The organism is Microbacterium sp. LEMMJ01, from assembly GCF_002114135.1.
Classification (GTDB): domain Bacteria; phylum Actinomycetota; class Actinomycetes; order Actinomycetales; family Microbacteriaceae; genus Microbacterium.
Genome location: NZ_NCTV01000017.1, coordinates 44,227 through 66,122, shown reverse-complemented (window position 1 = coordinate 66,122; position 21,896 = coordinate 44,227). Strand labels below are relative to the sequence as shown.

The 21,896-nt window shown below is 68.2% G+C and carries 14 protein-coding genes and 3 pseudogenes; 6 read left to right on the top strand and 11 right to left on the bottom strand.

Annotated elements, in window-relative coordinates:
• Positions 1–8: 8 nt before the first annotated feature.
• The 4 genes and pseudogenes from B7W94_RS02725 to B7W94_RS02710 form a co-directional block, all read right to left on the bottom strand.
• Positions 9–476 carry a hypothetical protein gene (locus tag B7W94_RS02725; RefSeq protein ID WP_025105166.1) on the bottom strand — a complete coding sequence of 156 codons (468 nt, stop codon included), beginning with the start codon at positions 474–476 and terminating at the stop codon, positions 9–11.
• A gap of 64 nt (positions 477–540) precedes the next feature.
• A complete protein-coding gene (locus B7W94_RS02720) occupies positions 541–7,272 on the bottom strand; it encodes a DUF7507 domain-containing protein (protein WP_139833232.1) in 6,732 nt (2,243 codons plus the stop codon).
• Positions 7,273–7,392: 120 nt separating this feature from the next.
• Positions 7,393–7,854 (bottom strand): hypothetical protein, encoded by a 462-nt coding sequence (locus B7W94_RS02715; protein WP_085604171.1) that lies wholly within the window; start codon positions 7,852–7,854, stop codon positions 7,393–7,395.
• 357 nt (positions 7,855–8,211) lie between these two features.
• Positions 8,212–9,446: pseudogene (locus tag B7W94_RS02710) on the bottom strand (IS30 family transposase).
• A 99-nt stretch (positions 9,447–9,545) separates the two neighbouring features.
• Here B7W94_RS02710 and istA point away from each other — a divergent pair.
• The 3 genes and pseudogenes from istA to B7W94_RS02700 all read left to right on the top strand — a co-directional run.
• Positions 9,546–10,343 (top strand): annotated as a pseudogene (istA, locus tag B7W94_RS02705) (IS21 family transposase); the annotation flags it as partial.
• A gap of 178 nt (positions 10,344–10,521) precedes the next feature.
• Positions 10,522–10,704: pseudogene (locus tag B7W94_RS18575) on the top strand (Mu transposase domain-containing protein); the annotation flags it as partial.
• Between the two features lie 114 nt (positions 10,705–10,818).
• Complete coding sequence (locus B7W94_RS02700; RefSeq protein ID WP_082758478.1) at positions 10,819–11,712, top strand: substrate-binding domain-containing protein; 894 nt, start codon at positions 10,819–10,821, stop codon at positions 11,710–11,712.
• A 10-nt stretch (positions 11,713–11,722) separates the two neighbouring features.
• Here B7W94_RS02700 and B7W94_RS02695 read toward each other — a convergent pair whose 3' ends face one another.
• The 4 genes from B7W94_RS02695 to B7W94_RS02680 all read right to left on the bottom strand — a co-directional run bounded on the left by B7W94_RS02695 (position 11,723) and on the right by B7W94_RS02680 (position 15,773).
• Positions 11,723–12,496, bottom strand: a complete 774-nt coding sequence (locus B7W94_RS02695; protein WP_062766025.1) for an alpha/beta hydrolase family protein — start codon at positions 12,494–12,496, stop codon at positions 11,723–11,725.
• A gap of 134 nt (positions 12,497–12,630) precedes the next feature.
• A complete protein-coding gene (locus B7W94_RS02690; protein WP_062766022.1) occupies positions 12,631–13,905 on the bottom strand; it encodes an ABC transporter substrate-binding protein in 1,275 nt (424 codons plus the stop codon).
• Between the two features lie 70 nt (positions 13,906–13,975).
• Positions 13,976–14,797, bottom strand: a complete 822-nt coding sequence (locus B7W94_RS02685; RefSeq protein ID WP_062766018.1) for a carbohydrate ABC transporter permease — start codon at positions 14,795–14,797, stop codon at positions 13,976–13,978.
• Position 14,798: 1 nt separating this feature from the next.
• Positions 14,799–15,773, bottom strand: coding sequence for a carbohydrate ABC transporter permease (locus B7W94_RS02680; protein WP_062766015.1), 975 nt, complete (start codon positions 15,771–15,773; stop codon positions 14,799–14,801).
• A gap of 163 nt (positions 15,774–15,936) precedes the next feature.
• Here B7W94_RS02680 and B7W94_RS02675 point away from each other — a divergent pair, with 163 nt between their 5' ends.
• From B7W94_RS02675 to B7W94_RS02670, 3 genes are read left to right on the top strand one after another with little or no spacing between them, the layout of a single operon-like run.
• Positions 15,937–16,872, top strand: coding sequence for a nucleoside hydrolase (locus B7W94_RS02675; RefSeq protein WP_082758519.1), 936 nt, complete (start codon positions 15,937–15,939; stop codon positions 16,870–16,872).
• A gap of 52 nt (positions 16,873–16,924) precedes the next feature.
• Positions 16,925–17,086, top strand: coding sequence for a hypothetical protein (locus B7W94_RS18045; protein WP_157544405.1), 162 nt, complete (start codon positions 16,925–16,927; stop codon positions 17,084–17,086).
• The gene (locus B7W94_RS02670; RefSeq protein ID WP_062766012.1) at positions 17,083–18,060 is read left to right on the top strand and encodes an NAD-dependent epimerase/dehydratase family protein; all 978 of its coding nucleotides are present in this window, start codon (positions 17,083–17,085) and stop codon (positions 18,058–18,060) included. The genes B7W94_RS18045 and B7W94_RS02670 overlap by 4 nt, the downstream gene beginning before the upstream one ends.
• A gap of 20 nt (positions 18,061–18,080) precedes the next feature.
• Here B7W94_RS02670 and B7W94_RS02665 read toward each other — a convergent pair whose 3' ends face one another.
• Genes B7W94_RS02665 through B7W94_RS02655 form a run of 3 tightly spaced genes read right to left on the bottom strand, consistent with a single transcriptional unit; the run spans position 18,081 to position 21,892 of the window.
• Complete coding sequence (locus tag B7W94_RS02665; RefSeq protein ID WP_062766009.1) at positions 18,081–19,331, bottom strand: ribulose-bisphosphate carboxylase large subunit family protein; 1,251 nt, start codon at positions 19,329–19,331, stop codon at positions 18,081–18,083.
• Positions 19,328–21,022, bottom strand: coding sequence for a hypothetical protein (locus B7W94_RS02660; RefSeq protein WP_062766005.1), 1,695 nt, complete (start codon positions 21,020–21,022; stop codon positions 19,328–19,330). Before B7W94_RS02660 ends, B7W94_RS02665 begins: the two co-directional genes overlap by 4 nt.
• A 39-nt stretch (positions 21,023–21,061) precedes the next feature.
• Positions 21,062–21,892 (bottom strand): phosphogluconate dehydrogenase C-terminal domain-containing protein, encoded by an 831-nt coding sequence (locus tag B7W94_RS02655; protein ID WP_062766001.1) that lies wholly within the window; start codon positions 21,890–21,892, stop codon positions 21,062–21,064.
• Positions 21,893–21,896: the final 4 nt, after the last annotated feature.

The following is a 21,896-nucleotide window of genomic DNA, read 5'->3' as shown; positions in this document are numbered from 1 at the left end:
GGATCGGGTCAGGACGCGGCGCCCGCTCCGCGCAGCGCGCAGCGGAGGTCGCTCGGCGGCACGAAGTCCGCGGTGAGGGACCAGTCGGCCTCCTCGCCGGCGGGGACCTCCACCGTCGCTTGACCGGACCCGACGACCGTGGCCGCATCGGTGGTGAAGAACACGGTCACGACGTAGGTCGCGTCCGCGTCCGTGGGATTGCCGACCACGCCTTCCGCCGTCCCGCCGTCGTCCTCCGTGGTGCAGGTCGTGATCTGGGTCCCGGCGCGCACCTCTGGGGCGTCCGGCACGTCCTCCGGCACGCTCGTCGCTCCGACGACCCCCTCGTCCTCACCGGGGATCTGCGGCGCCCCCTCCGCGGCCGTGCGCGTCGGGGCCGGCTCCTCGGCGGCGGGGGAGCAACCGCTGAGCAGGAGACCGAGGATCAGGATCGGTGCCGCGAGGCGCGAAGTGCTGCGGTGGCGTGTGGACATCATGGGCTCCTCCTTCGACCGGGATCGCCCGTGGCGGGTGGACGCACCCGCCACGGACGACGCTCGGTCAGCGCTGTTCCTGCTCTTCCTCTCGCCGTCGCACCCGCGTGAGGCCGAGACCCAGGCCGGCGAGGACCATCACTCCGCCCAGCAGCAGGCCGCCGGCGGCGAGCGTCCCACCCGTGACCGCGAGCCCGGTCGGCGGCGTCGGCACCACGCGGGTGACCGTCTGCGAGGTCGGCGGATCGATCGGCCCGCCCGGCGTGTTCCCGCTCACGGTTGCGACGTTGCGGACCTCACCGCGACGCACGTCGGCGGCATCGATGGTGTGCGGCGGCACGGTGCACGTCATCCGCTCCCCGGAGGCGAGGCTGGTCGCCCGGCAGGTCACCGGGCCCGCGGTCGGATCGGACACGACGATGTCGGAGACCGTCTGCGCCCCGATGTTGCTGACGACGATCGTCCACTCCACCCGGTCGCCGAGGTCGACGATCCCATTGCCGTTCACGTCCACGGTCGTCGCGCGCTTCTCGATCGCAAGCTCGTTCGTCCCGTCGAAGGGCACCTCGACGGTCGACGGCGGCGACACCGGCGGCGTGCCCGATGGCGGTGTGCCGGTGGCCGTGGCCGTGTTGGTCAGCCGGCCGGAGTCGACGTCCGCCTGCGTCGTCGTGTACGTCGCCGTGCAGGTCACGGTCTGCCCGGGGATGAGGCGCGCGGCCTCATCGGGGCAGGAGATGGCCGAGAGGTCGCCCTCTCCGGAGAACTCCGTCTCCTCGACCGCCACGTCGCTCAGCGTCACGTTGCCCGTGTTGGTCACGACGAAGGAGTACTCCAGCGTCTCCCCCACGGTGGTCATCACGGCCGGGGTCGCGGACTTCACGATGCTGACGCCCGGGGTCGGCAGCGCGGGGACGCGCGCCTCGGACGGCGGCGACACCGGGGGCTGCAGGTCCCCGGGCGGCACACCGGTCGCGGTCGCGGAGTTCGTCACCTGGCCGGCGTCGATGTCCTCCTGCGTCAGCACGTACGTCGCCGTGCAGATGAGCTGGGCCCCGGGGGCCATCGACGCGGTCCCGGCCGGGCAGTCGATCGCCGACAGCGGACCCGTCCCGGAGAAGTCGCCCTCGGTGATCGCGACATCGGTCAGCGTGACGTTGCCGGTGTTGGTCACGACGAAGGAGTAGGTGATGTCCTGGCCCACGACGTAGGCCGCTGCCGTGTCGGGGCTGGCCGACTTCACCACGGCGATCGCCGGGTTCCGGTCACCGGGGACCTCCACCGTCGACGGAGGCGTGAGCGGTGGTTCGCCGGTCGGCGGACCCGTCGGCGGCTCTCCCGTCGCGACGGCCGTGTTCGTGAGTCGCCCGGCATCCACATCCGCCTGGGTGACCACGTACGGCGCCGTGCAGGTCACGGACGCACCGGGGGCCAGCGAGGCCGCCGCGGCCGGACACGTGATCACCGGCGCGGTTCCCGTCCCCGAGAACGACACCTCGTCCACGCCGACATCCGTCATCGTGACGTTGCCCGTGTTGGTGATGAGGAACGAGTACGTGATCGTCTGCCCTGCGGCGCTGATCCGCGTGAGGTCCGCGGTCTTCGCCACCGTGAGGGCCGGCGACCCGTCCGAGGGCACCTCGACCGTCGACGGCGGCGAGACCGGCGGCTGCCCCGACGGCGGTGTCCCCGTGCCGGTGGCGGTGTTCGTGACGCCACCCGCATCGATGTCGGCCTGCGTCACGACGTACGGCGCGGTACACGTCACCTCCGCTCCCGGAGCGAGCGACTCCGCTCCCGCGGGACAGGTCACCACCGGCGCCGTGCCGGTGCCGGTGAACGAGACCTCGTCCACCCCGACATCCGTCAGCGTGACGTTGCCCGTGTTCGCGAGGAGGAACGAGTACGTGATCGTCTGGCCCGCCGCGGTGATCTCGGTGCGGTCAGCCGTCTTCGCCACGGTCAGCGCGGGAGCCGGGTCACCGGGGACCAGGACGGTCGACGGCGGCGACACCGGGGGCTCGCCCGAGGGCGGCGTGCCGGTCACGGTCGCGGTGTTCGTCACCCCGCCGCCGTCGAGGTCGGCCTGCGTCACCACGTACGGCGCGGTGCAGGTGACCTGGGCTCCCGGCGCGAGGGACGCGGCGCCCGCCGGGCACGTCACGACCGGAGCCGTGCCGGTGCCGGTGAAGCCCGTCTCGTCCACCGTCACGTCCGCGATCGTCACATTGCCCGTGTTGGTGACCAGGAAGGAGTACGTGATCGTCTGACCCGCTGCGGTGATCGTCGACCGGTCGGACGACTTCACCACCGACAGGCCCGGCGACGGCTCCGACGGCACCTCGACCTCGGACGGCGGCGACACCGGCGGCTCCCCCGACGGCGGCGTGCCCGTGGCGGTCGCCGTGTTGGTCACTCCGCCCGCGTCGATGTCGGCCTGGGTGACGACGTACTCCGCGGTGCAGGTGACGTCGAGCCCCGGTGCGAGCGAGGACACCGCAGGCGGGCACTCGACCACCGGCGGAGTCCCCGTACCGGTGAAGGAGGCCTCCGTCACCTCGATGTCCGTCAGAGTGACGTTGCCGGTGTTCGCGACGACGAACGTGTAGGTGATCGTCTGGCCCGCGGCCGTGATCTCGGTCCGGTCCGCCGTCTTCGACACCGTCAGCGCCGGCGACGGCTCCGACGGCACCTCGACCTCGGACGGCGGCGACACCGGCGGCTCTCCCGACGGCGGCGTGCCCGTCACCGTGGCGGTGTTGGTCACCCCACCCGCGTCGATGTCGGCCTGGGTGACGACGTACTCGGCGGTGCACGTGACCTGCGCGCCGGGAACCATCGTGGCGGCACCCGCAGGACAGGTCACCACCGGAGCAGGACCCGTACCGGTGAAGGTGCCCTCCTCCACCGTGACGTCGCGCACCGTCACGTTCCCGGTGTTCGTCACGAGGAAGGAGTAGGTGATCGTCTGCCCCGCTGCCGTGATCTCCGTCCGGTCAGCGGTCTTCGTCACGGTCAGCGCCGGGGCCGGGTCGCCGGGGATCTCCACCGTCGTCGGCGGCGACACCGGTGGCGTCCCCGACGGCGGCGTGCCCGTCGCCGTCGCCGTGTTCGACAGCTGCCCGGCGTCGATGTCGGCCTGCGTCAGCGTGTACGTGGCGGTGCACTCGACCTGCGCCCCCGGCGCGAGCGATGCGGCCCCCGCGGGACACGTGATCGCCGACACCTCTCCCGAGCCCGTGAACGCCGTCTCGTCCACCGTCACGTCGGTGAGGGTCACGTTGCCCGTGTTCGTCACCACGAAGGTGTAGGTGATCTCCGTCCCCACCGTGTAGCCGGCGGCGGTGGAGGGATCGGCCGACTTCACGACCGTGATGCCGGGCGTCTGGATCGACGGCACCTCGACCTCCGACGGCGGCGACACCGGCGGCTCGAGGGTTCCGGGCGGGTCGCCCGTCACGGTGGCGGTGTTCGTCACGCCGCCTGCATCGATGTCGGCCTGCGTCACCTCGTAGGTCGCCGTGCACGTCACCTCAGCTCCGGGTTCGAGGGACGCGGCCGCTGCGGGGCAGGTGACGACGGGAGTCGCACCGGTACCCGAGAACGACACCTCGTCGACGGTCACGTCCGCGATGGTCACGTTGCCCGTGTTCGTCAGGAGGAACGAGTAGGTGATGACGTCCCCCGCGGCGGTGATCTCCGTCCGGTCGGCCGTCTTCGCGACCGTGAGGGCGGGCGCGCCGGGCACCGTGACGATCGCCGTGGAGGGCGCCGACACCGGCGGTTCGAGGTCGCGGGGCGGCGTGCCCGTCGCGGTGGCGGTGTTGGTCACCTGACCCGCGTCGACGTCCGCCTGCGACGCCTCGTAGGACGCGGTGCAGGTCACCTGGGCACCCGGAGCGAGTGTCGCCGCGGCGGCGGGGCAGGTGATCTCCGGCGCCGTGCCCGTGCCGGAGAACGCGGTCTCGGTCACGGTGATGTCGGTGAGGGTCACATTGCCCGTGTTCGTCACGAGGAAGGCGTAGTCGACGGTCGCCCCGGCGGCGGTGATCGACGTCGGATCGGCCGTCTTGACGAGGGTGATCGCGGGCGTCTCGTCCGCGGGGACCACCACGGTCGAGGGCGGTGACACCGGCGGCTCGCCCGTGGGCGGCTCCCCGGTCACGGTCGCGGTGTTGGTCACCCCGCCCGCGTCGATGTCGGCCTGGGTCACCACGTAGGGCGCGGTGCAGGTCACCTGCGCGCCCGGGCCCAGGGAGGCGGCGGCCGCGGGGCAGGTGATGACGGGGGCGGTTCCCGTTCCGGTGAACGCCGTCTCCGTCACGCCGACGTCGGCGATCGTCACGTTCCCCGTGTTCGTGATGAGGAACGAGTAGGTGATCGTCTGTCCGGCCGCGGTGATCTCCGTGCGGTCCGCCGACTTCGTCACCGTGAGCGCCGGGGCGGCGGTGACGGGGATCTCGACCGTGGACGGCGACGACACGGGTGCCGTGCCCGTCGGCGGCGTTCCCGTCGCGGTGGCCGTGTTCGTGAGCGCCGAGGTGTTGTAGTCCGCGGCCGTCACGGTGTAGCTCGCGGTGCAGGTCACCTGCGCTCCCGGAACGAGGGATCCGGCGCCGGCGGGGCAGGTCACGTCGAGGGCTCCGGTGCCGGAGAAGGACTCCTCGTCGATGCCGACGTTCGTCAGGGTCACGTTCCCGGTGTTCGTGACGAGGAAGGAGTAGTCGATGGTCTGCCCGGCGCCGGTGATCGCGGTCGTCTCGGAGCTCTTCTCCAGCGAGATCGCCGGAGCCGGGTCCACCGGCACGCGCACGGTCGACGGCGGAGACACCGGAGGCGTCAGCGACCCCGGCGGCACACCGGTGGCGGTCGCCGTGTTGCTGACCGATCCCCCGTTCACGTCGGCCTGGGTCAGGGTGTAGCTCGCGGTACAGGTCGCCTGCGCGCCCGGGGCGAGCGGTGCCGTCGGGCATACCGCGGCCGACAGGGTGCCGGAACCCGTGAACGCCGTCTCATTCACCGCGATGTTCGAGACGGTCACGTTGCCCGTGTTGGTGACGATGAACGAGTAGTCGATCACCTGTCCGACCGTGAAGTCGTCCGGTCCGGACGGGGTCGCCGACTTCACGACCGTGAGCGCCGGGGTGCGGGTCGTCGTGACCGTCGCGGTGCTCGGGTTGCTCTCCACGCCGGTGTTGGCCTCGGAGGTTCCGGTGGCGAGCGCGGTATTCGTCACCGTGCCCGCGTCGATGTCCGCCTGGGTCAGCGTGTACGCCGCCATACAGGTGGTGTTCTGCCCCACGGCGAGCGTCGTCGCCGCACAGTTCACCGCCCCGAGCGTCCCGGTACCGCTGAACGCGGACTCGCGGATGCCGAGCCCCGAGACGGCGACGTTGCCGGTGTTCGTGACCGCGAACGAATAGGTCACCGTGTCCCCCGCCGCGCTGGCGGTAGTCGGCGTGACCGTCTTCGTCAACGCCAGAGAGGGCGCCGGAGCCGTGATCGTGACGGCGTAGTCCTCCACCTCACCCGGACCGCCCGTCCCCGTCGGCGTCGCCGTGGTCAACCCCGTCCCGCTCTGGATGCGGAATCGGGCGAACGTCTGCCCGCCCACCGTCTGGGAGGCGATGCCGGACCAGTTCAGCGTCACCGACGAGCCGTCCGCCGTGCCCGCCGGGACCGTCGCGGTGGCGCCCTCGTTCGCGTCGAACACGCCGTTGCGGTTGAAGTCGATCCAGCCGACCAGGGTTGCCGGCACTCCCGGCACCTTGTTCGACGCCAGCACCGACACCGAATAGGTGTTCGTCACGCTGGCCATGATCGGCCCGAACGACGCCACCCCCGTCTCGTCGTTGATGGTCTGGTTCGGGGCCGTGCCGCCGACCACGTTGTCGCCCGTCGCGTTCGCGCTGTACTGCATCGCCGTCTCGGCATCGGCCGACCACCCCAGATACGTCGCCGCATTCAGCTCCTGGGAGACCGAGCCGTAGCTGGCCGGCGCATCGCCGAAGTCGTCGGGGATGGTCGTACAGGAGGGGTTGAACCCGTCGATGCCCTCGCCACCGCTCTGCGCCCGGTAGCCGCGCACGACGATGTCGCTCGTCCCGGTGGTCCCGGCGGGGCCGCATCGAGGGGTCGGCGTGTTGAGGCCGCCGTTCGTGTTGAAGTTCTGCCCGGCGGTGAGGACGGTGGCGGAGGCCGCGAGGTCGATCCGCAGCTCCCCCGCGGTGGTGAAAGTCATCGGACGGCACGTGATCTGCACGGACGAGGGCCACCGCGCGCCGTTGTCGCCGACGAAGGTGGTGCCGGTGATGCGATGCACGAAGGTGTTCGCCGGACACGTCGCCGTCTGCACGTTGCCGCGACTCTGGTCGTAGACCGGCCCCTCGATCCACGTGGGGTTCACCGTGGAGGTGATGACCCCCGCATTGCTCACGGTGATCGACGAGCACTGGAGGCTGAAGCGCGTGAGGATCGAGTTCGCCGAGGAGCCTGGCGCGTCCGCGGTGCGGTTCTCCGTCCGCACGGCCGTGAGGACGGAGTTCGCCGGACACTCCGTCGGGGCGGTCAGATCCTTGTCCGACCCGACGACGGGTCCTTCATACGACACGCCGAGGTATAGCTGAGCCGGGTCACCCGGGGCCGCCGTCGCGGGGAGCACGGGCGCGACGAGCGATCCCAGCACGAGGGCGAGCATGGTCGCCACCGCCCACGGACGCCGCGGCGACAGCAGCCGCCGTCGCGTTCTCCGGTCCTTCTTCTCTTCGCGCTCGGAATTCGTGTGCAGAGAGAACTGCATGAACACTCCCCTGTTCCTGCCCAGTCCACCCACCCCTCCGAACTGGGATACGGCTGAGAGTAGGGCGGCCCCGGATGGAACTCCAGGTCACCTTTCGTCGCTACAGGATGAGGACTTTCGTCACTGTCCGGGAGGGGAAGGCGCCTCGAGTCGACAGCGCAGAGCCGTCGCGCGCTCCTCGAGTTCCGCGCGGATCTCGTGGGCGGCGAGCGAGCCACCGGAGAGGAAACCGGCCTCCAGCGCCTCCCGCCACCGACGGTTCACTTCTTCCAGCTCGCGAGTGAGGCGCTCCCTCTCCTCGGCCGAGAGCGGCTCCGGCGGGACGGCCTCCTCCGCCTCGTCCTCCGGCACGACGTACCACCGGTAATCCTCGCGACCGCGGGCATTGTTGAGTCGCCAGAGCAGCAGAAGGGAGAGAAGGAACCCTGCGGCCCCCGTCGCGATCATCACCCAGGCGAACCCGGGGGTCTCGTCCAGAACGCCGAAGCCGTACCAGATGAGCAGCAACGCGGTCAGAGCCAGGGCACCGGGGAAGACGATGCGGACGAGGACGAGTCCGACGGTGTGCATCCAGGGGCTCATGCGGCAGACCGTTCGATAAGCGTTCGCGGGGAAACAGAAAGAGCCGGTCAGACTCTGACCGACTCTTTCATGAATATCTCGCTGTGCGCGAGGGGGGACTTGAACTGACCTCGACCCGCTCGCGCCGCGAATCTCAGTAGCGCGTTCTGCCGCATAAAATCAACGATCTACGACATGTGACCTGTGGGTAACTCCACCGCGATACCCCGACCTACAAATTGCGTAGCACTTTCTTTAGCACTTTTGGTTGGCCGCGGTATCGCTTCTCAAGACTCAGCTAATGGAGCACGCTCGCGTCTGCGGAGCCCTTGCCAGCGACGCTCGAAAACTGGACAGTAGCGGCGCGGCGGATTCAACTCATCGTCGCAACACTGATGGATTTTCTGAGGCTATCAGGGCGGCGAAGAGCTGCGCGGGCGAGCGACCGTCGAGCACAGCGCGGGGTCTGTGGTTGAGCTCGTCTTGGACGGCGCGCAGGTGCTCGATCGAGTGCGCGCTCAGATCGGTGCCCTTGGGAAAGTAATCCGGAGCAGCCCATTTGTGTTCTCATTCGTTCCGCGCTGCCAGGGCGAGTGCGAATCGCAGAAGAAAACGGGCGCGCCGAGCGTCTTGGTGATCTTGAGATGTCGAGCCATCTCCGTGCCCTGGTCCCAGGTGATCGACCTCACCAGCCCCGGTGGGAGGCCTGCCATCGTGATGGCCAGCGCGTCGTGGAGAGCTTCGCTGTCGCGCTGTGGGAGGTGGAGGAGCAGCGTCGAGCGGGTCTGCCGCTCCACCAGCGTGCCTATCGCTGAACCCTGGTCCTTCCCGATGATGAGGTCTCCCTCCCAATGCCCCGCTTCCGATCGATCGCTCGGGTCGAAGGACCGGTGGTGGATGGTGAGCATAGGCTGCTCGAACCGTGGCCTGCGTCTATCTGTGCGCTGCTGCGCCTTGCGATGATCGCGACCGGTCCGCAACGGCGATGGCGAGTGCGGGGCAAGCGTGGACGGCCGCATCAGTGTCGACCCTGGCCGGTAGACGGCCTGGTAGATGCTCTCGTGACTCAACCGCATCGCGGTGTCGTCGGGGAACGTCTCCTCGAGATGCCGGCTGATCTGCTGCGGACTCCACCGGGACTGCAGCTTCTCGTCGATCACAGCCCACAATCGCGCATCGCGATCGACACGACGAATATGGTCGCGGCCCAGGCGCTTCGCGGACAAGCGTTGCGCCTCGAAGGGGCGATACTCGCCCTGCGAGGTCGTGTTTCGGGCCAGCTCGCGTGAGATCGTCGACGGGGCCCTCCCCAACGCAGTCGCGATCTCCCGCGCGCTCGCACCCGTGTGCTGCAGATCGGCGATGCGGACACGGTCATCCTCTGACAAGAACCGGGGGCTGATCTGACGGGCCTCGCGCCGATCCAGCGCCGGGACGAACCCGACGACCGCACCGTCGCGATAGGTCTTGTAGCCGCGGGCCCAATTGTGCCCAGCGGTCCGCGAAGCACCGACCTCCCGGGCAGCCGCCGCAATACTCCACCCCTGATCGCGCAGTCTCATGAACCGCTCACGCTTGGCCGACTGCGGACGACGCCCCGGTCCCTTCTTCACACGACGAATCGACGACAACACAACTCCCAGAATGGACGAAGTGTTGCAACGATCACTTGAACCTCCCCGCTTGAAAAGTGAACACTCGACGATTGGAGTGTGATCACTTTGGAGGACTGGGCACTGATTCGCCGGCTTGCCGGGGAGGGTGTGGCGAAGGCGCAGATCGCGACGAGGTTGGGGATCTCGCGGACGACGGTGTATGCCGCGTTGGCGTCGGATTCCCCGCCGAGGTATGAGCGGACGGCGACGGTGACGTCGCTCACGCCGTTCGAAGCGCGGGTGAAGGAACTTTTGCGGGAGACGCCCGAGATGCCGGCGACGGTGCTGGCCGAGCGGGTGGGGTGGACGGGCTCGATCCGCTGGTTCCGTGACGATGTGAAAGGGTTGCGGCCCGAGCAGCGGCGCATCGATCCGGCGGACCGGTTGGTCTGGGAGCCGGGAGATGCGGCGCAGTGTGATCTGTGGTTCCCGCCGAGGAAGATCCCGCTCGAGGACAGGACGGCGAAGCTGTTGCCGGTGTTGGTGATCACGGCCGCGCACTCGCGGTTCATCGCCGGGCGGATGATTCCGACCCGCAAGACGGAGGACCTGCTGCTGGGGTCCTGGGAGCTGTTGCAGCAGATCAGTGCGGTCCCGCGCCGATTCATCTGGGACAACGAGCCCGGGATCGGGCGGGGCCCCAGGCGGGCGGAAGGTGTCGCGTCGTTCATGGGGACGTTGGCAGCGAAGCTGGTGCTGCTGCCTCCTCGGGATCCGGAGTCCAAGGGGATCGTCGAGCGCCGCAACGGCTGGTTCGAGACGTCGTTCATGCCGGGACGCTTGTTCGCATCTCCTGCGGACTTCAACGAGCAGTTCACCGACTGGTTACAGATCGCCAACGCGCGCACGGTCCGCACGCTGAAGGCGTCGTCGGCGCAGCGCATCGACGCGGACCGGGCCGCGATATTGCCGTTGCACCTGGGCTGGCGGAACCGGGTCCGGCTGCGGCGGGACTACTACGTCCGCGTCGACACAGAACGACTACTCCGCCGATCCTCGCGCAGTCGGGCGTCTCGTCGATGTCTCCGCGGATCTCGACCGCGTCAGAGTCAGAGTCGATGGGCGGCTGATCGCCAAGCATGCGCGGGTTTGGGCGCGCGGGATGACGATCACGGACCCAGCGCATCTGGAGACCGCGAAGGCACTGCGGGAGCAGTTCCGCGCTCCGCGGCCGGTCGCCGCGGGCGATGACCTCGTCCGAGATCTGGCCGACTAATCCTCCGGGGTTGTCGCGAGCAGACAGCGCGAGCCGGACCGCCGTTCGCATCTACGCGGGTTGCGCGCTCCGGAGTCGACCGTCGCTCCTCCGGGATGCGTAATATTGCTGAGCATGGCTCAGAACACGGATCCGGTTGGAAAAGGGTGGGACGGGCGCGCGGTCGGGTTGGTCTTGCGCCGTCCTGTCCGTACTCTCGGCATCGAGGCCTTCTACAACGACTTCATGGCGGGTGTCGAGGATGCTCTGACCAGGCAGAGCCGGCCGTTCCTGCTGCAGGTCGTGCCCGATATGGAATCCGAGCTCGATGCATATCATCGCTGGCACGAGAGCGGCAAGGTGGGAGCGGTGTTGCTCGTGGACGTCCTCGTGGACGACGACCCACGGCTCAGCCTGGTCGATGAACTGGGGTTCGCGGTCCTCGTGCTGGCCAACCCGCAGGACGCGGGGGAGCATTCGGTGTTGTGGACGGACGAGGCCGCCGTGGTTCAATCGGCCGTGGATCACCTGGTGCAGCTCGGTCACACCCGACTCGGCCGAGTGTCGGGACCGGTCGGTTTCTCGCACACGACGCATCGCACCACGGCCTTCATCACCGCAGCCGCGGCTGCAGGGGCGAGCACGGCGATCGCAGCTGCGGACTTCTCACGCGAGGGCGGTGCGGCTGCGGTGCGCCAGCTCCTGCGGTCCGACACACCGCCGACGGGCATCATGTTCGACAACGACGTGATGGCCGCCGGAGCCGTCGAGGCGATCGTCGCGATGGGTCTTCGCGTACCGGAGGACGTCTCGATCCTCGCCTGCGACGACTCCGTCTTGTGTCGCATCACGAAGCCGCCGCTCACGGCGGTGAGCCGCGATGTTCATACGCTCGGAGAGAAGACGGGCGAAGCCATCATGCGCATCCTCGACGGAGCAGATCCTGCACTCATCGCGGCCCCGACTCCGCAGCTCATCGCCCGAGAGTCGACCGGCCCAGTCCACCCGTATCGCGCAGGCGATGCTTGAGTTCAATCGATCACGCTTCAGGTGCCAGGAGCCAGTCCAGAGCTCGCTCTCTGATACCGACGTTCTGCACGAGAGCCGTGTGGTCCAGTCCAGGGTGTCGGATGATGCGGATGCGTCGTGATTCGCACGGGTGCTCCGCCTCGAGTCGCTCGAGGAACTCCGCGGCACCAGCCGGTGGCACGTGGGTGTCCGCTGTCCCCACCTCGAAAGTCAGCTCGAGGTCCCTGGTGAACGCGCCGAGATGAGAAACGGGGTCGAACCTGTCGTAGAACCACTGCCCGGAGAACGAGGGGGATCCCTGGTCGATGATCACCCCGCGACGATCCACGTGCTCCATGCCGGGACGGGTCCAGTCCGGAGACGAACCGATCGCGGTGACGCGGGCCACTCTCCGATCCGCACCGGCCAGCGAGATCGCGATATCGCCGCCCATCGAAACGCCGCACGCCACGACACCGCGTGAGCCCACTCCGTGCAGTTCGTCAGCCCAGTCGATGACGCGCATCGCGTCAAGCGTCGTTCGCCCGAGGATCGGCCACATCCGAGATCGGAATGCTGCGAAAACCCCTGCGGAGAACTCGCCGGGCGATTCGCTCGTCGCCCGGTCGCCGTGCTGCCAGGGGTCTATGCCCACACCGATGAACCCTGCTTGCGCGAAACGACGAAGGGTGCGGGCGCCGTCCTCCTTGGTGCCGCCGAAGTACGGTATCCAGAGCGCGAGCCTGCCGTTGGATTCCTCCGGAAGCGCACACAGCAGGGGTATGTCGTCCACCGTCGCTCGCACGAGCGGGCGCTCAGCACATCGATTCATATCGACTCCCCCCACACGAAAGTCCGACACCGCCGGCGGTGCCCCTCGGCGAGAACGACGAGAGGCACCGCCCGTGCACCATCCGGTCTCAGGTCGATGAGCTCGAATCAGCTGTTGAAAGCGTCGTCGAGTCGCTGCAGCAGCTCAGCCGGCTGCACGCCGTCATTGAAGAGCTCCTGCATCGCGATCAGGTACTCCTCTTTGACCTGCGTGTTCGGCCACGTCTGGTCCGGATAGACACTGGCGCGGCCGGATTCCTGCGCCTCGAGCAGCGTCTTGTTGATCGCGTCAGGCTCGTAGCCGTCCGCCGGAAGGGCAGGCGAGCTGTTCGATGCGACCGCGAAGAGAGCCTGACCCTCCGGGGATGCGACGTATGCGAGGAACTTCGCCGCCAGCTCCGGGTTCTTCGCCTCGGCGTTGATGGCGAAGTTGATGCCCGCAGCTACCGGGACGTATGTCTCTGCCGGGTCGTCGGTCGCCGGCATCGGTGCAAGCGAGAACGTCGTTGCCTCGTCTGCGTACTGGATCGCCGCGGACACCGCCTGACTCACGTGTACAGCTCCCAGGGCATCCCCCGTAGCGACGAGCGTCATCTGCGCGTCGTAGCTCGTTCCGTTCGGGCCTTCGTTGAAGCACCCGGCATCCCGCATCTGCTGCACCTTCTCAAGAGCTTCGACCCACCGGGATTCGGAGAAGCTCGCCTCACCGGCTTCCTGGTCAGCAGTGAAGCTGGGGTTCGGCCCGTAGACCAGCGTTGCCGTCAGCGCGTACGGCAGCAGTTGCGCCGTCCATGCGTCTTTGTTGCCCAGTGCGTACGCGACCTTGCCTGCCGATGTCGCCGCGTGGCACAGCTCGAGCACTTCGCTCCAGGTCGTGGGTGCGACCGCACCGATCTCTTCGAGTGCCTGGTCGTTGTAGATGGCCCCGATCCCGCCGGTCGTGGCGGGCAGAGAGTACAGCGTGCCATCGAGGGACGATACGTCGAAGAGGTTCTCGGGAACGTCAGAGGCCCACTCGGCGTCATCGAGCGGCGCGACGAGGCCGTCCTTGGCCACCTGCCAGATCGCCATCGCGTCGCCACCGCTCGGCCACACCTTGAACACGTCGGGGGCGGTGCCCGCCGAAAGCTGCGTGCGGAGCTGTTGGATGTATGCCGAATCCTGCTCGATGAAGTCGGCCTTGATCGTGTACTCCGGGTTCGCTTCCTCGAATCCGTCGATCAGCGCCTGCGCCGCCGCCTGCTGACCGCTCGCGAAGGTGAGGGTGTTCCCATCACCGGCGCCCTCGCCGGTCGTTGACGTCGAGCAGCCGGCGAGGACGATCGTTAGGATGCCGATGCCGGCCAGGCTCGCGGCGCTGAGGCCTCGTGAATGTGATGCCACTGGTATCTCCTTTGTGTGCGCTGCTCCTGCATCGCAGGCAGCTGGTTCGGGTGCGGGGTGAGAAGTCTGATCAGCCCTTGAGGCCGCCTGCGAAGCCCTTGATGATGTGCTTCTGCAAAATGAAGTACAGAACGAGAATGGGCAGGACGGTGATGATGAGGCCGGCGAAAACCAACGGCCACTGCGCCACGTACTGGCCGACGAAGTTGTAGATGGCGACGGGAGCTGTGGTGTTTCCGCTCCCGGACAGGTACAGCAGCGGTGTGAAGAACTCGTTCCACACCGAGACCGAGTTGAGAATCACGACCGTGCCCGTCACCGCTCGCAGGAGCGGGAAGACGACGCTGGCGAACGTGCGCACGGGGCCGCAACCGTCCAACAGCGCCGCTTCTTCGTAGTCCAGGGGCATCTCACGCATGAACGTCGTGTACAGGAAGATCGAGAAGGGAAGCTGGGTGCCGATGTTCATGAGGATCAGCGCGCCGAGAGTGCCGAGGAGACCGAGGTCTCGCATGGTGACGTAAAGCGGCAAGAGTCCCAGCTGCGTCGGTATGAGCAGTCCACCGATGAAGAGGTAGAAGGTGAGCCGCGACCACCGGCGGGTGATGCGAGCGAGTGGATAAGAGGCGAACGCCGCGATGACGACCACGCCGAGGACGCTGCACACGGCCACGATGAAGCTGTTGATCAGCGCTCCCCCGAGCGCCCCCTGCCCCCACGCGAGACCGAAGTTCGCGACGCTGGGCGGGAAGTCGAGCTCAAGTGCTGAGGTGCGCGAATTCGAGGGCTTGAATGCGACGTTGACGAGCGCGAAGAGCGGAACGAGAAAGAGGACTCCGACGATGATGAGCGCGACCTCGCGCACGAAGCTCAGTCTTGTGTACCTGTTCATGTCAGTCTGCCTTTCGCGAGGTGAGCCGGAACTGGACCGACGCGAGGACCGCGATAAGGATGGTCATCACCACGGCGAGCGCGATCGACACGGGATATTCCCCCGTGCTGAACGCGCTCTTGTAGATCGTCGTGGAGATCGTCTCGGTGGCCGTCCCCGGCCCCCCGCCGGTCATCGCCATCACCTGGTCGAACTGCTTGAGTCCGCCGATCAGCGACAGCATCAGGTTGATGACGATGGCGCCGTTGAGAAGCGGAAGTATCACGCTGAAGAATCTGCGCCATACGCCGGCCCCGTCGATCGTCGCCGCCTCCAGGACTTCTTCGGGAACGGCTTGAAGACCGGCCAGGAAGATCACCATCGAGTAACCCGAGAACTGCCAGATGATCTCGCCGCAGATGGCGAACAGGGCCGTGTTGGGGTCGCCGAGCCAGTCATGCGCGAGGTCCGACAGCCCAACGGACGACAGCACCGAGTTGATGCCGCCCTCGGGGGCGAGCAGATAGCTCCAGATGTAGCCGGCCACGAGCGGGGTGAGCACGACTGGCGCGAAGAACACCACTTTGAGGATGGAACGGCTCTTGATGGTGTTGTTGACGGCGAGCGCGAGCCCGAGCCCGATGACGTTCTGCACGACCATGACGACAGCCGCGAGCACGACGGTGTTGACGAGCGCGGCGACCGCGCGCCGATCGCTGAACACCTCGGCGAAGTTCTCGAAGCCGACGAAGCTCCAATCCGATGCGAGGCCGTTCCAGTCCGTGAACGAGTAAATCGCGCCGGTGATGCTCGGCCAGACGACGATGAAGAGGTAGATCCCCAGAGCGGGGACCAGGAACCACCACGGGGCCCGTATGCCCGAGCGGGATACCCGCTTGCGCGCGGGTGCCGGCGGCTTGAGCCGGGCAGCCTCTTCCTGTGCCGCAACAGCGGCGGGGACCGAGTTCAGCCCGGAAACCGTTGCACTCAACGTCATCGTCCTCTCGCACATCGTCGTCGAAGTGTGGTTGCTGCTTCATCGACCAGTGGAAAGCTAGCAAAGTTCTCCAACTAATTACAACCACTTAATAAAGATGGTTGAATGACTAGTATGGATGCGGGAATCGCCCATCCAGCGCACCGGAGCGGAGCACGATGACATGACACCCACACCGAACCGCACGCGTGTTCTCATCAGTACGGACGCGAAGAACGAGGCAGATGATCAGTTCGCGATCGTGCACGCGCTCCTGTCGCCGACGCTCGACATACGGGGCATCCTCCCGGCCCACTTCGGCAATGCGCGCACACCGGACTCACTCGGCGAAAGTCGCAGAGAGGTCGATCTGCTGCTGAAACTCACGCCGTCCAGCGACGCGATTCGAATCGCGGACGGCTCGCCCACCGCCCTTCCCGACGAGCGAACCGCGATCGATTCCGCTGCCGCGCGACTCATCATCGAGGAGTCGCTCACGGACGACAGCTCACCCCTCTTCATCGCGGTGCTGGGGCCCCTCACCGATGTGGCGAGCGCGTTGCTCCTGGAGCCGTCGATCGCTGACCGAGACATAACCGTGGTGTGGATCGGAGGTCCGCCCTATGACGACATCGAAGCGGTGTACTGGCCGGAGTACAACCTCTCGAACGACGTGAACGCCGCGAACGTCGTGTTCGCGTCCGGAGTCACCCTCTGGCAGCTGCCGATGAACGTCTACACCTTGGTGGGGGTGGGCTATGCCGAACTCGATGCGAAAGTCAGACCGCACGGCGAAGTCGGCGCCTACCTGGTTCGCCAGCTGCTCGAATGGAATGCGTCGAACATGGGGCGCGCGGTCGACTTCCGCTCGCTGGGAGACTCGCCGGCGATCGGTGTCATCCTCAATCCGTTCGGCGCAGTGTGGAAAAAGCGCATCGCTCCCCGCTTCGCGCCGGATGGCTCGATGATCGCAGGGGCGGGAGATCGCCGCATCCGAGTCTGTGAGCGCGTCGACACCCGCTACCTTCTCGCAGACTTCTTCGCAAAGATCCGTCAAGCGGAATCAGAGCGTCGACACCCGCCGTCGACGACGAAAAGCGCTCCCGACGCGCAGCCGTGAGAAGCGGCAGCGGCCTCGCCGGCGCCGTGCACCGCCTCACTATGCTGAGGGCATGACTTCGTCGACGGCGCTGCTCACCGACCGCTTCGAACTCACCCTCCTGGGGACGGCGTTGCGTGACGACGGAGTCGCGCTCGCCGAGGCGGGACCCGACCATCCCCACGGCCTACATCGACGCGAAGTGCGCGCCGGCACCCGGGACGCGGGGCGATGAGCGGAGTCCTCGTCACCGGAGCGACGGGATTCATCGGCGGTCATGTGGTGCGAGAGCTGCTCCACGACGGTCACGACGTGGTCGGAGTGAGCCGGCATCCGCTCCGTCCTGAGACCCGGCACCTCCTCGGGCACGAAACCGACCGGCTGCGTCTCGAGGTTCTCGCCGCCGACGACGAGGACGGCCTACGTCGCGTGTGCGAACGCCACCGCCCGGACGGAATCGTGCACGTCGACGCGGTGGTCGATGTCGTCGAGCTCCGCACGGCACCACTGCGCGCGCTGGAGAGCAATGTCCTGCCCACCATCGGCCTGCTCGAGATCGCGCGGGACACCGGAGTGCAGGACTTCGTTTACCTTTCGTCGATCGCCGTGCTGCCGACAGTCCAGGTGGAGCCGATCCCGGTACGCCACCCTTTCGTGACCGAGACGGAAGGACCCGGCGGAGGCTTCTACGGCGCGTCGAAGGCCGCGGCTGAGGTGTTCACCCTCGAGTACGCGGCGAGCTTCGGCATGAACGTGCGCATCGTCCGGCCCTCCGCGGTGTACGGGTTCGGGATGCAATGGCCCATCGGACTCAAGCCCCTCGTCGAGGGCGGTGTCGACGGCATCGACGTGGACCTGGGGACCCAGCGGATGCCGGCACGCGACTTCACTCACGTCGCCGATGTCGCAGGGGTCGTCTCTCGCTTGCTCGAGCGGCCGGACACCGCGCAGAGGGTCTTCTTCGCCGCCACCGGGCGTTCGCTGGTGAGCGAGGAGCAGCTCATCGAGACCGTCCGTCGTCAACTGCCCGACCTCCGCGTACGTTTCGAGCCGGGTGCGGGCACCGACGTATCGGTAGAGAGCGCCTACCGCGGGGTGCTGGACGTGTCGGCCCTGCGCGACGAGCTGGGCTACGCCCTCCGGTTCCCCGACCTCTCCGAGGGCATCGCGGAGTACATCGGCGCGTACCGCGCCTTCCGCGGCGCCTGAGCCGGTGCCGCGGCGTCGGGTCAGCGCGCGAAGAGACTCAGTGCGGCCGCGAGCTCCGCGTGCGTCTGCGCGTACTCGGACGCGGGTACGCCGTCGACGGCGGCCCGCCACGCCTGCCGGATGCTCGTCGCGCCCGCAGCGGGCCCGTCGGGATGGGCCATGATGCCCCCGCCGCACACGTACATCAGGTCGACCGTTCCGAGTGCGGCATACGTGTCGGCGGCCTGGTCGGCGGACTGCGCCGACGAGAACACCGGCATCACCGCCGGGTGTCCGTTCTCGGGCCGCAGGCAGGCCCGCGCCGAGCGCAGCACCGAGGCGTCCGGCTCCCAGAACTTGTTGCGCAGGCCGTTCACGTGCAGTTGGTCGGCGCCCGCCAGTCGCCACAGCTGCGACCACACGGCATACGAGTAGCCGAGGAGCGGGTGCCGAGTCATCGCGCCCCATCCGTTGCGGTGCGCGTGGATCGGAAGTGAGCTGCGCTCGCGAACCGCCCGCAGCGCCCCGAGACCGACGGCGTTCACGCTGACCATCACGCAGGTGCCGCCGGCCTCGGCGACGGCGTCGACATGCCGCAGCATCTCGTCGAGCTCGTCGGTGACGTTCACCGCGTACATGGCCAGAGCACCGGTGTCGTCGGCCGCATCCTGCAGGCTGTGCATGACCGCGCTGAGCCGCTCGTCGAATGGCGAGTGCGGCGAGTTCGCCATGAGCTCGTCGTCCTTGATGAAGTCGAGTCCGGCGCGGGCGAGGTCACCGGCCAGGGCTGCGGTCTCATCGGGGGTGAGTCCCACGCTGGGCTTGATGATGGTGCCGATGATGGGGCGGTCCTGAACGCCGGCGAGCCGGCGGGTTCCCTCGATGCCGAACTGAGGGCCCGGGTGCGCCGCCCCGAACGCGGGCGGGAGGTCCAGCGCCTCCAGACGGATGCCGCTGAGCTGCTGCAGCTCGAAGAGATTCCCGGCGACCGTCGCCAGCAGGTTCGGCAGCGCCGTCCCCACGTTCTCCAGCGGGAAGGACAGTTCCACCTCGGCGCGACGATAGCGGCTGTCGGCAGATGCGACGGCACCGCTCAGCGATGGAACGACGGCGTCGTCGAGCGGCGTGATGCGCTCGACGGTCGCCGCGTGACGCGCGTGCAGCTCGGGGGTCTCGCCCGGCAACGCGACGAACGTCCCCGTGGACTGCTCCCCCGCCATCGCTGCAGCGGCGCTTTCGAGGCTGCCACCGGTCTCGATGACGTAGTGGGCGTGGATGCGGTCGGTGCTCATGATGTCCCATCGGTGAGGAGGAGGATGTCGAAGGGGGCGATCGTGCGCGACGTCGCGGACACGATTCCGGTGAGGGTGACGTCTCGGGGTCGATCCGTGAGGTTCGCGAGGACGATGGTGACGCCGGCGTCGAGTCGCAGGGCGACCCCTGCGACGGCTGCCGGATCGTCGCTCGTGAGGCGGAGGGCTACGTCGGCCGCGAACGCTCGCGTCAGCACGTCGGTCACGGGTGTGCTACTGCCATCGGCATCGAGGATGCCGCGGGGACCGGCGTGCTCGAACAGCGTGACCTCGCGGGCGCCGGCGGCGGACAGCGCGGAGAGCACCGCCACGGTCCATGCCGCCGCGAAGGGCTCGTGCTGCCGGGGGTCGACCGAGGCGGGGTCCACGCCGTCGACACGGTGCGCAGATGCCTCCGCCGTCGCGTAGAGATTGCGCCGGGGCCGCAGGGTGACGGGCGACACGGTGACGTGATCCGTGTTGCCGCGGCCTCGCGCGGTCGAGATCATCGACGGGTACGCCTCGGTCGTCTGCATGACGGCGAGATCCGCACCGTCGTGCACCTGGGCGTTGATCGATAGCACGACCCCCTCGCCGCCGGACGCCGACGGGAAGCGGTTGAGCTCGGCGAGGTTGCCGTCGGTCCCACCGCGAACCGGCGTCCCCGCGGGGGCTGCGGAACGCACGGCGTCGAGCGTCGACGCGAGGGTGGTCGGCACACCCTCCGTGTACGCGAGGACGTGATCGACCTGGTCCGTGGCGAAGAGCCCGGCGAGCGCCTCGGCCGGAGCATCCTCGGCGACGGTGAGGGCGAGTTCGAGCGGCAGCCCGGTCGCGGCTGCGGCGTGCAACGCGGGTGCGTCCGAAACCCGTCCGTCCGCGTCGACGTTCAGGTCGACGCGGAGCCACGCCGGGCCCAGCGCGGCGATAGCGTCGGCCGCAGCAGGGTACGGCGCCGCCCAGCCCACGCCGAGGCGCGGCCAGGGTGCGGGGGCGTCGTCGACGTGCACGGTGACGGGTGCCGGCGCGCTGCCGGCGCGCGATGGCAGCGCGCCCGTCGCTCGGAGGGTCACCGACTGGGTGACGAGCTCCCCCTCCTGCAGCGTGTAGGGGAACGGCAGGGAGAGCGGACGGCTGTAGGTCTTGAACGAGGCGTCCGACCAGTTGCGCTGGTCCTCGGTCTCGAACACGTCTCCCTCGAAAAGAATCTCGATCTGCGCGCCGTCCTGGGTGCGCTGCCGGAACGCCGCGACATCGAGGAACGGCTGGTGCGGCGAGACCAGATCGGGGAACCGGGACGACTCGACCGTGCCGTCGGCGTGGACGACGTCGACGGGACGATCGGCTCCCTCGAGGGCGTGGAGTGCTACCAGCCCGATCCGGTTGGTGCGCGTCGATCGGCGCACACGGCCGTCGAAGGTCATCCGGACAGTGCTGTCCGGATGACCGGTGACTGTCCCGGCCCAGACCAGGTCGACTCCCGCTCCGCGGTGCTCGGATGTGAAGAGCACGGAGAACCCCTCCTCCTCGACCTCGCACCGCTCGATCGTCACCGAACCTTCCACCGTGCCCCAGTCCGCATCGCGCACCACACCGGCGAGGCCGCGCAGCACTTCCCGATCGCCCAACCGGATGTGGCGCAGCACGCCCTGCTCGTCCAGTTCGAGCGTCCAGGCTCCGGCATGCAGCATCCGTGTCATCGTGCCTCGATTCCCGTCCTGTCGACGCCGCTATTCCGCCACGATCTCCGCCACCGACGCGCGGACGTTCTCCTCGTCGAACACGCGCTTCCAGTCGGGCCGGAACAGGATGTCGCGCGCGGACTCGATGGCCTTGATGGCCCCATCCGAGAACGGCGATCCGATCTGGTCGAACAGGATCGCGAGCTCCACGCGCAGGTGGCCGAGGATGAAAGCGAACGCGGCGTCCGCGGGCACGCCGCGGGAGATTGCCTCGTCGGTAGCCTCACGGATGATCGTCACGCACGTGGCCGCGGTGGTCTCGGCGAGGACCGGCTCCAGCAGGACCATGTTGTCGACGGTGATGCGGTAGGCGTCGCGCACCGGGGCAAACATCGCGCGCACCACCGGCTCCGCGCGGTCGTAGTCCGCGTCGGTTCCGCTGATCAGCGCGATGACGACGTCCTGCTTGGCGGCCACACCGCCGAAGTAATCCTGCTGCGCCTCGGCCTCGACCTCGTCGCTGAAGACCGGCGGATGGCACGGGTGACAAGCGACGGCGCTGATATCGTCGCGCAGAGCGATCTCCCCCGCATAGGGGGCGGCGGCGTCGAGCACCACGAGGGTGGCACCGGTCTGCATCTGCGGCACGATCTCCTTCGAGACGCGGCCGATCCGGTTGTCCGGCACGGTGAGGATCACCACGTCGGCGCCCGGGACAGCGTCTGCGACATCCACCGCGTCGATGCCGAGAGTCGTCAGGCGCGCTCGCCCCTGCTCGCTCGGCTCGACGTGCGAGACGGCGTAGTCCGTCTCCTGAAGGTTCGCGCTGGTGCGGAAGCCCATCTTGCCACCGGCACCGACGATCGCGATCGAGGTCATTGTC

Excerpts from the sequence above, each read along its gene's own strand:
- B7W94_RS02725 (WP_025105166.1), bottom strand. The coding sequence starts at position 476 with ATGATGTCCACACGCCACCGCAGCACTTCGCGCCTCGCGGCACCGATC.
- B7W94_RS02720 (WP_139833232.1), bottom strand. The coding sequence starts at position 7,272 with ATGCAGTTCTCTCTGCACACGAATTCCGAGCGCGAAGAGAAGAAGGAC.
- B7W94_RS02715 (WP_085604171.1), bottom strand. The coding sequence starts at position 7,854 with ATGAGCCCCTGGATGCACACCGTCGGACTCGTCCTCGTCCGCATCGTC.
- B7W94_RS02700 (WP_082758478.1), top strand. The coding sequence starts at position 10,819 with ATGGCTCAGAACACGGATCCGGTTGGAAAAGGGTGGGACGGGCGCGCG.
- B7W94_RS02685 (WP_062766018.1), bottom strand. The coding sequence starts at position 14,797 with ATGAACAGGTACACAAGACTGAGCTTCGTGCGCGAGGTCGCGCTCATC.
- B7W94_RS02680 (WP_062766015.1), bottom strand. The coding sequence starts at position 15,773 with ATGACGTTGAGTGCAACGGTTTCCGGGCTGAACTCGGTCCCCGCCGCT.
- B7W94_RS02675 (WP_082758519.1), top strand. The coding sequence starts at position 15,937 with ATGACACCCACACCGAACCGCACGCGTGTTCTCATCAGTACGGACGCG.
- B7W94_RS18045 (WP_157544405.1), top strand. The coding sequence starts at position 16,925 with ATGACTTCGTCGACGGCGCTGCTCACCGACCGCTTCGAACTCACCCTC.
- B7W94_RS02670 (WP_062766012.1), top strand. The coding sequence starts at position 17,083 with ATGAGCGGAGTCCTCGTCACCGGAGCGACGGGATTCATCGGCGGTCAT.
- B7W94_RS02665 (WP_062766009.1), bottom strand. The coding sequence starts at position 19,331 with ATGAGCACCGACCGCATCCACGCCCACTACGTCATCGAGACCGGTGGC.
- B7W94_RS02660 (WP_062766005.1), bottom strand. The coding sequence starts at position 21,022 with ATGCTGCATGCCGGAGCCTGGACGCTCGAACTGGACGAGCAGGGCGTG.
- B7W94_RS02655 (WP_062766001.1), bottom strand. The coding sequence starts at position 21,892 with ATGACCTCGATCGCGATCGTCGGTGCCGGTGGCAAGATGGGCTTCCGC.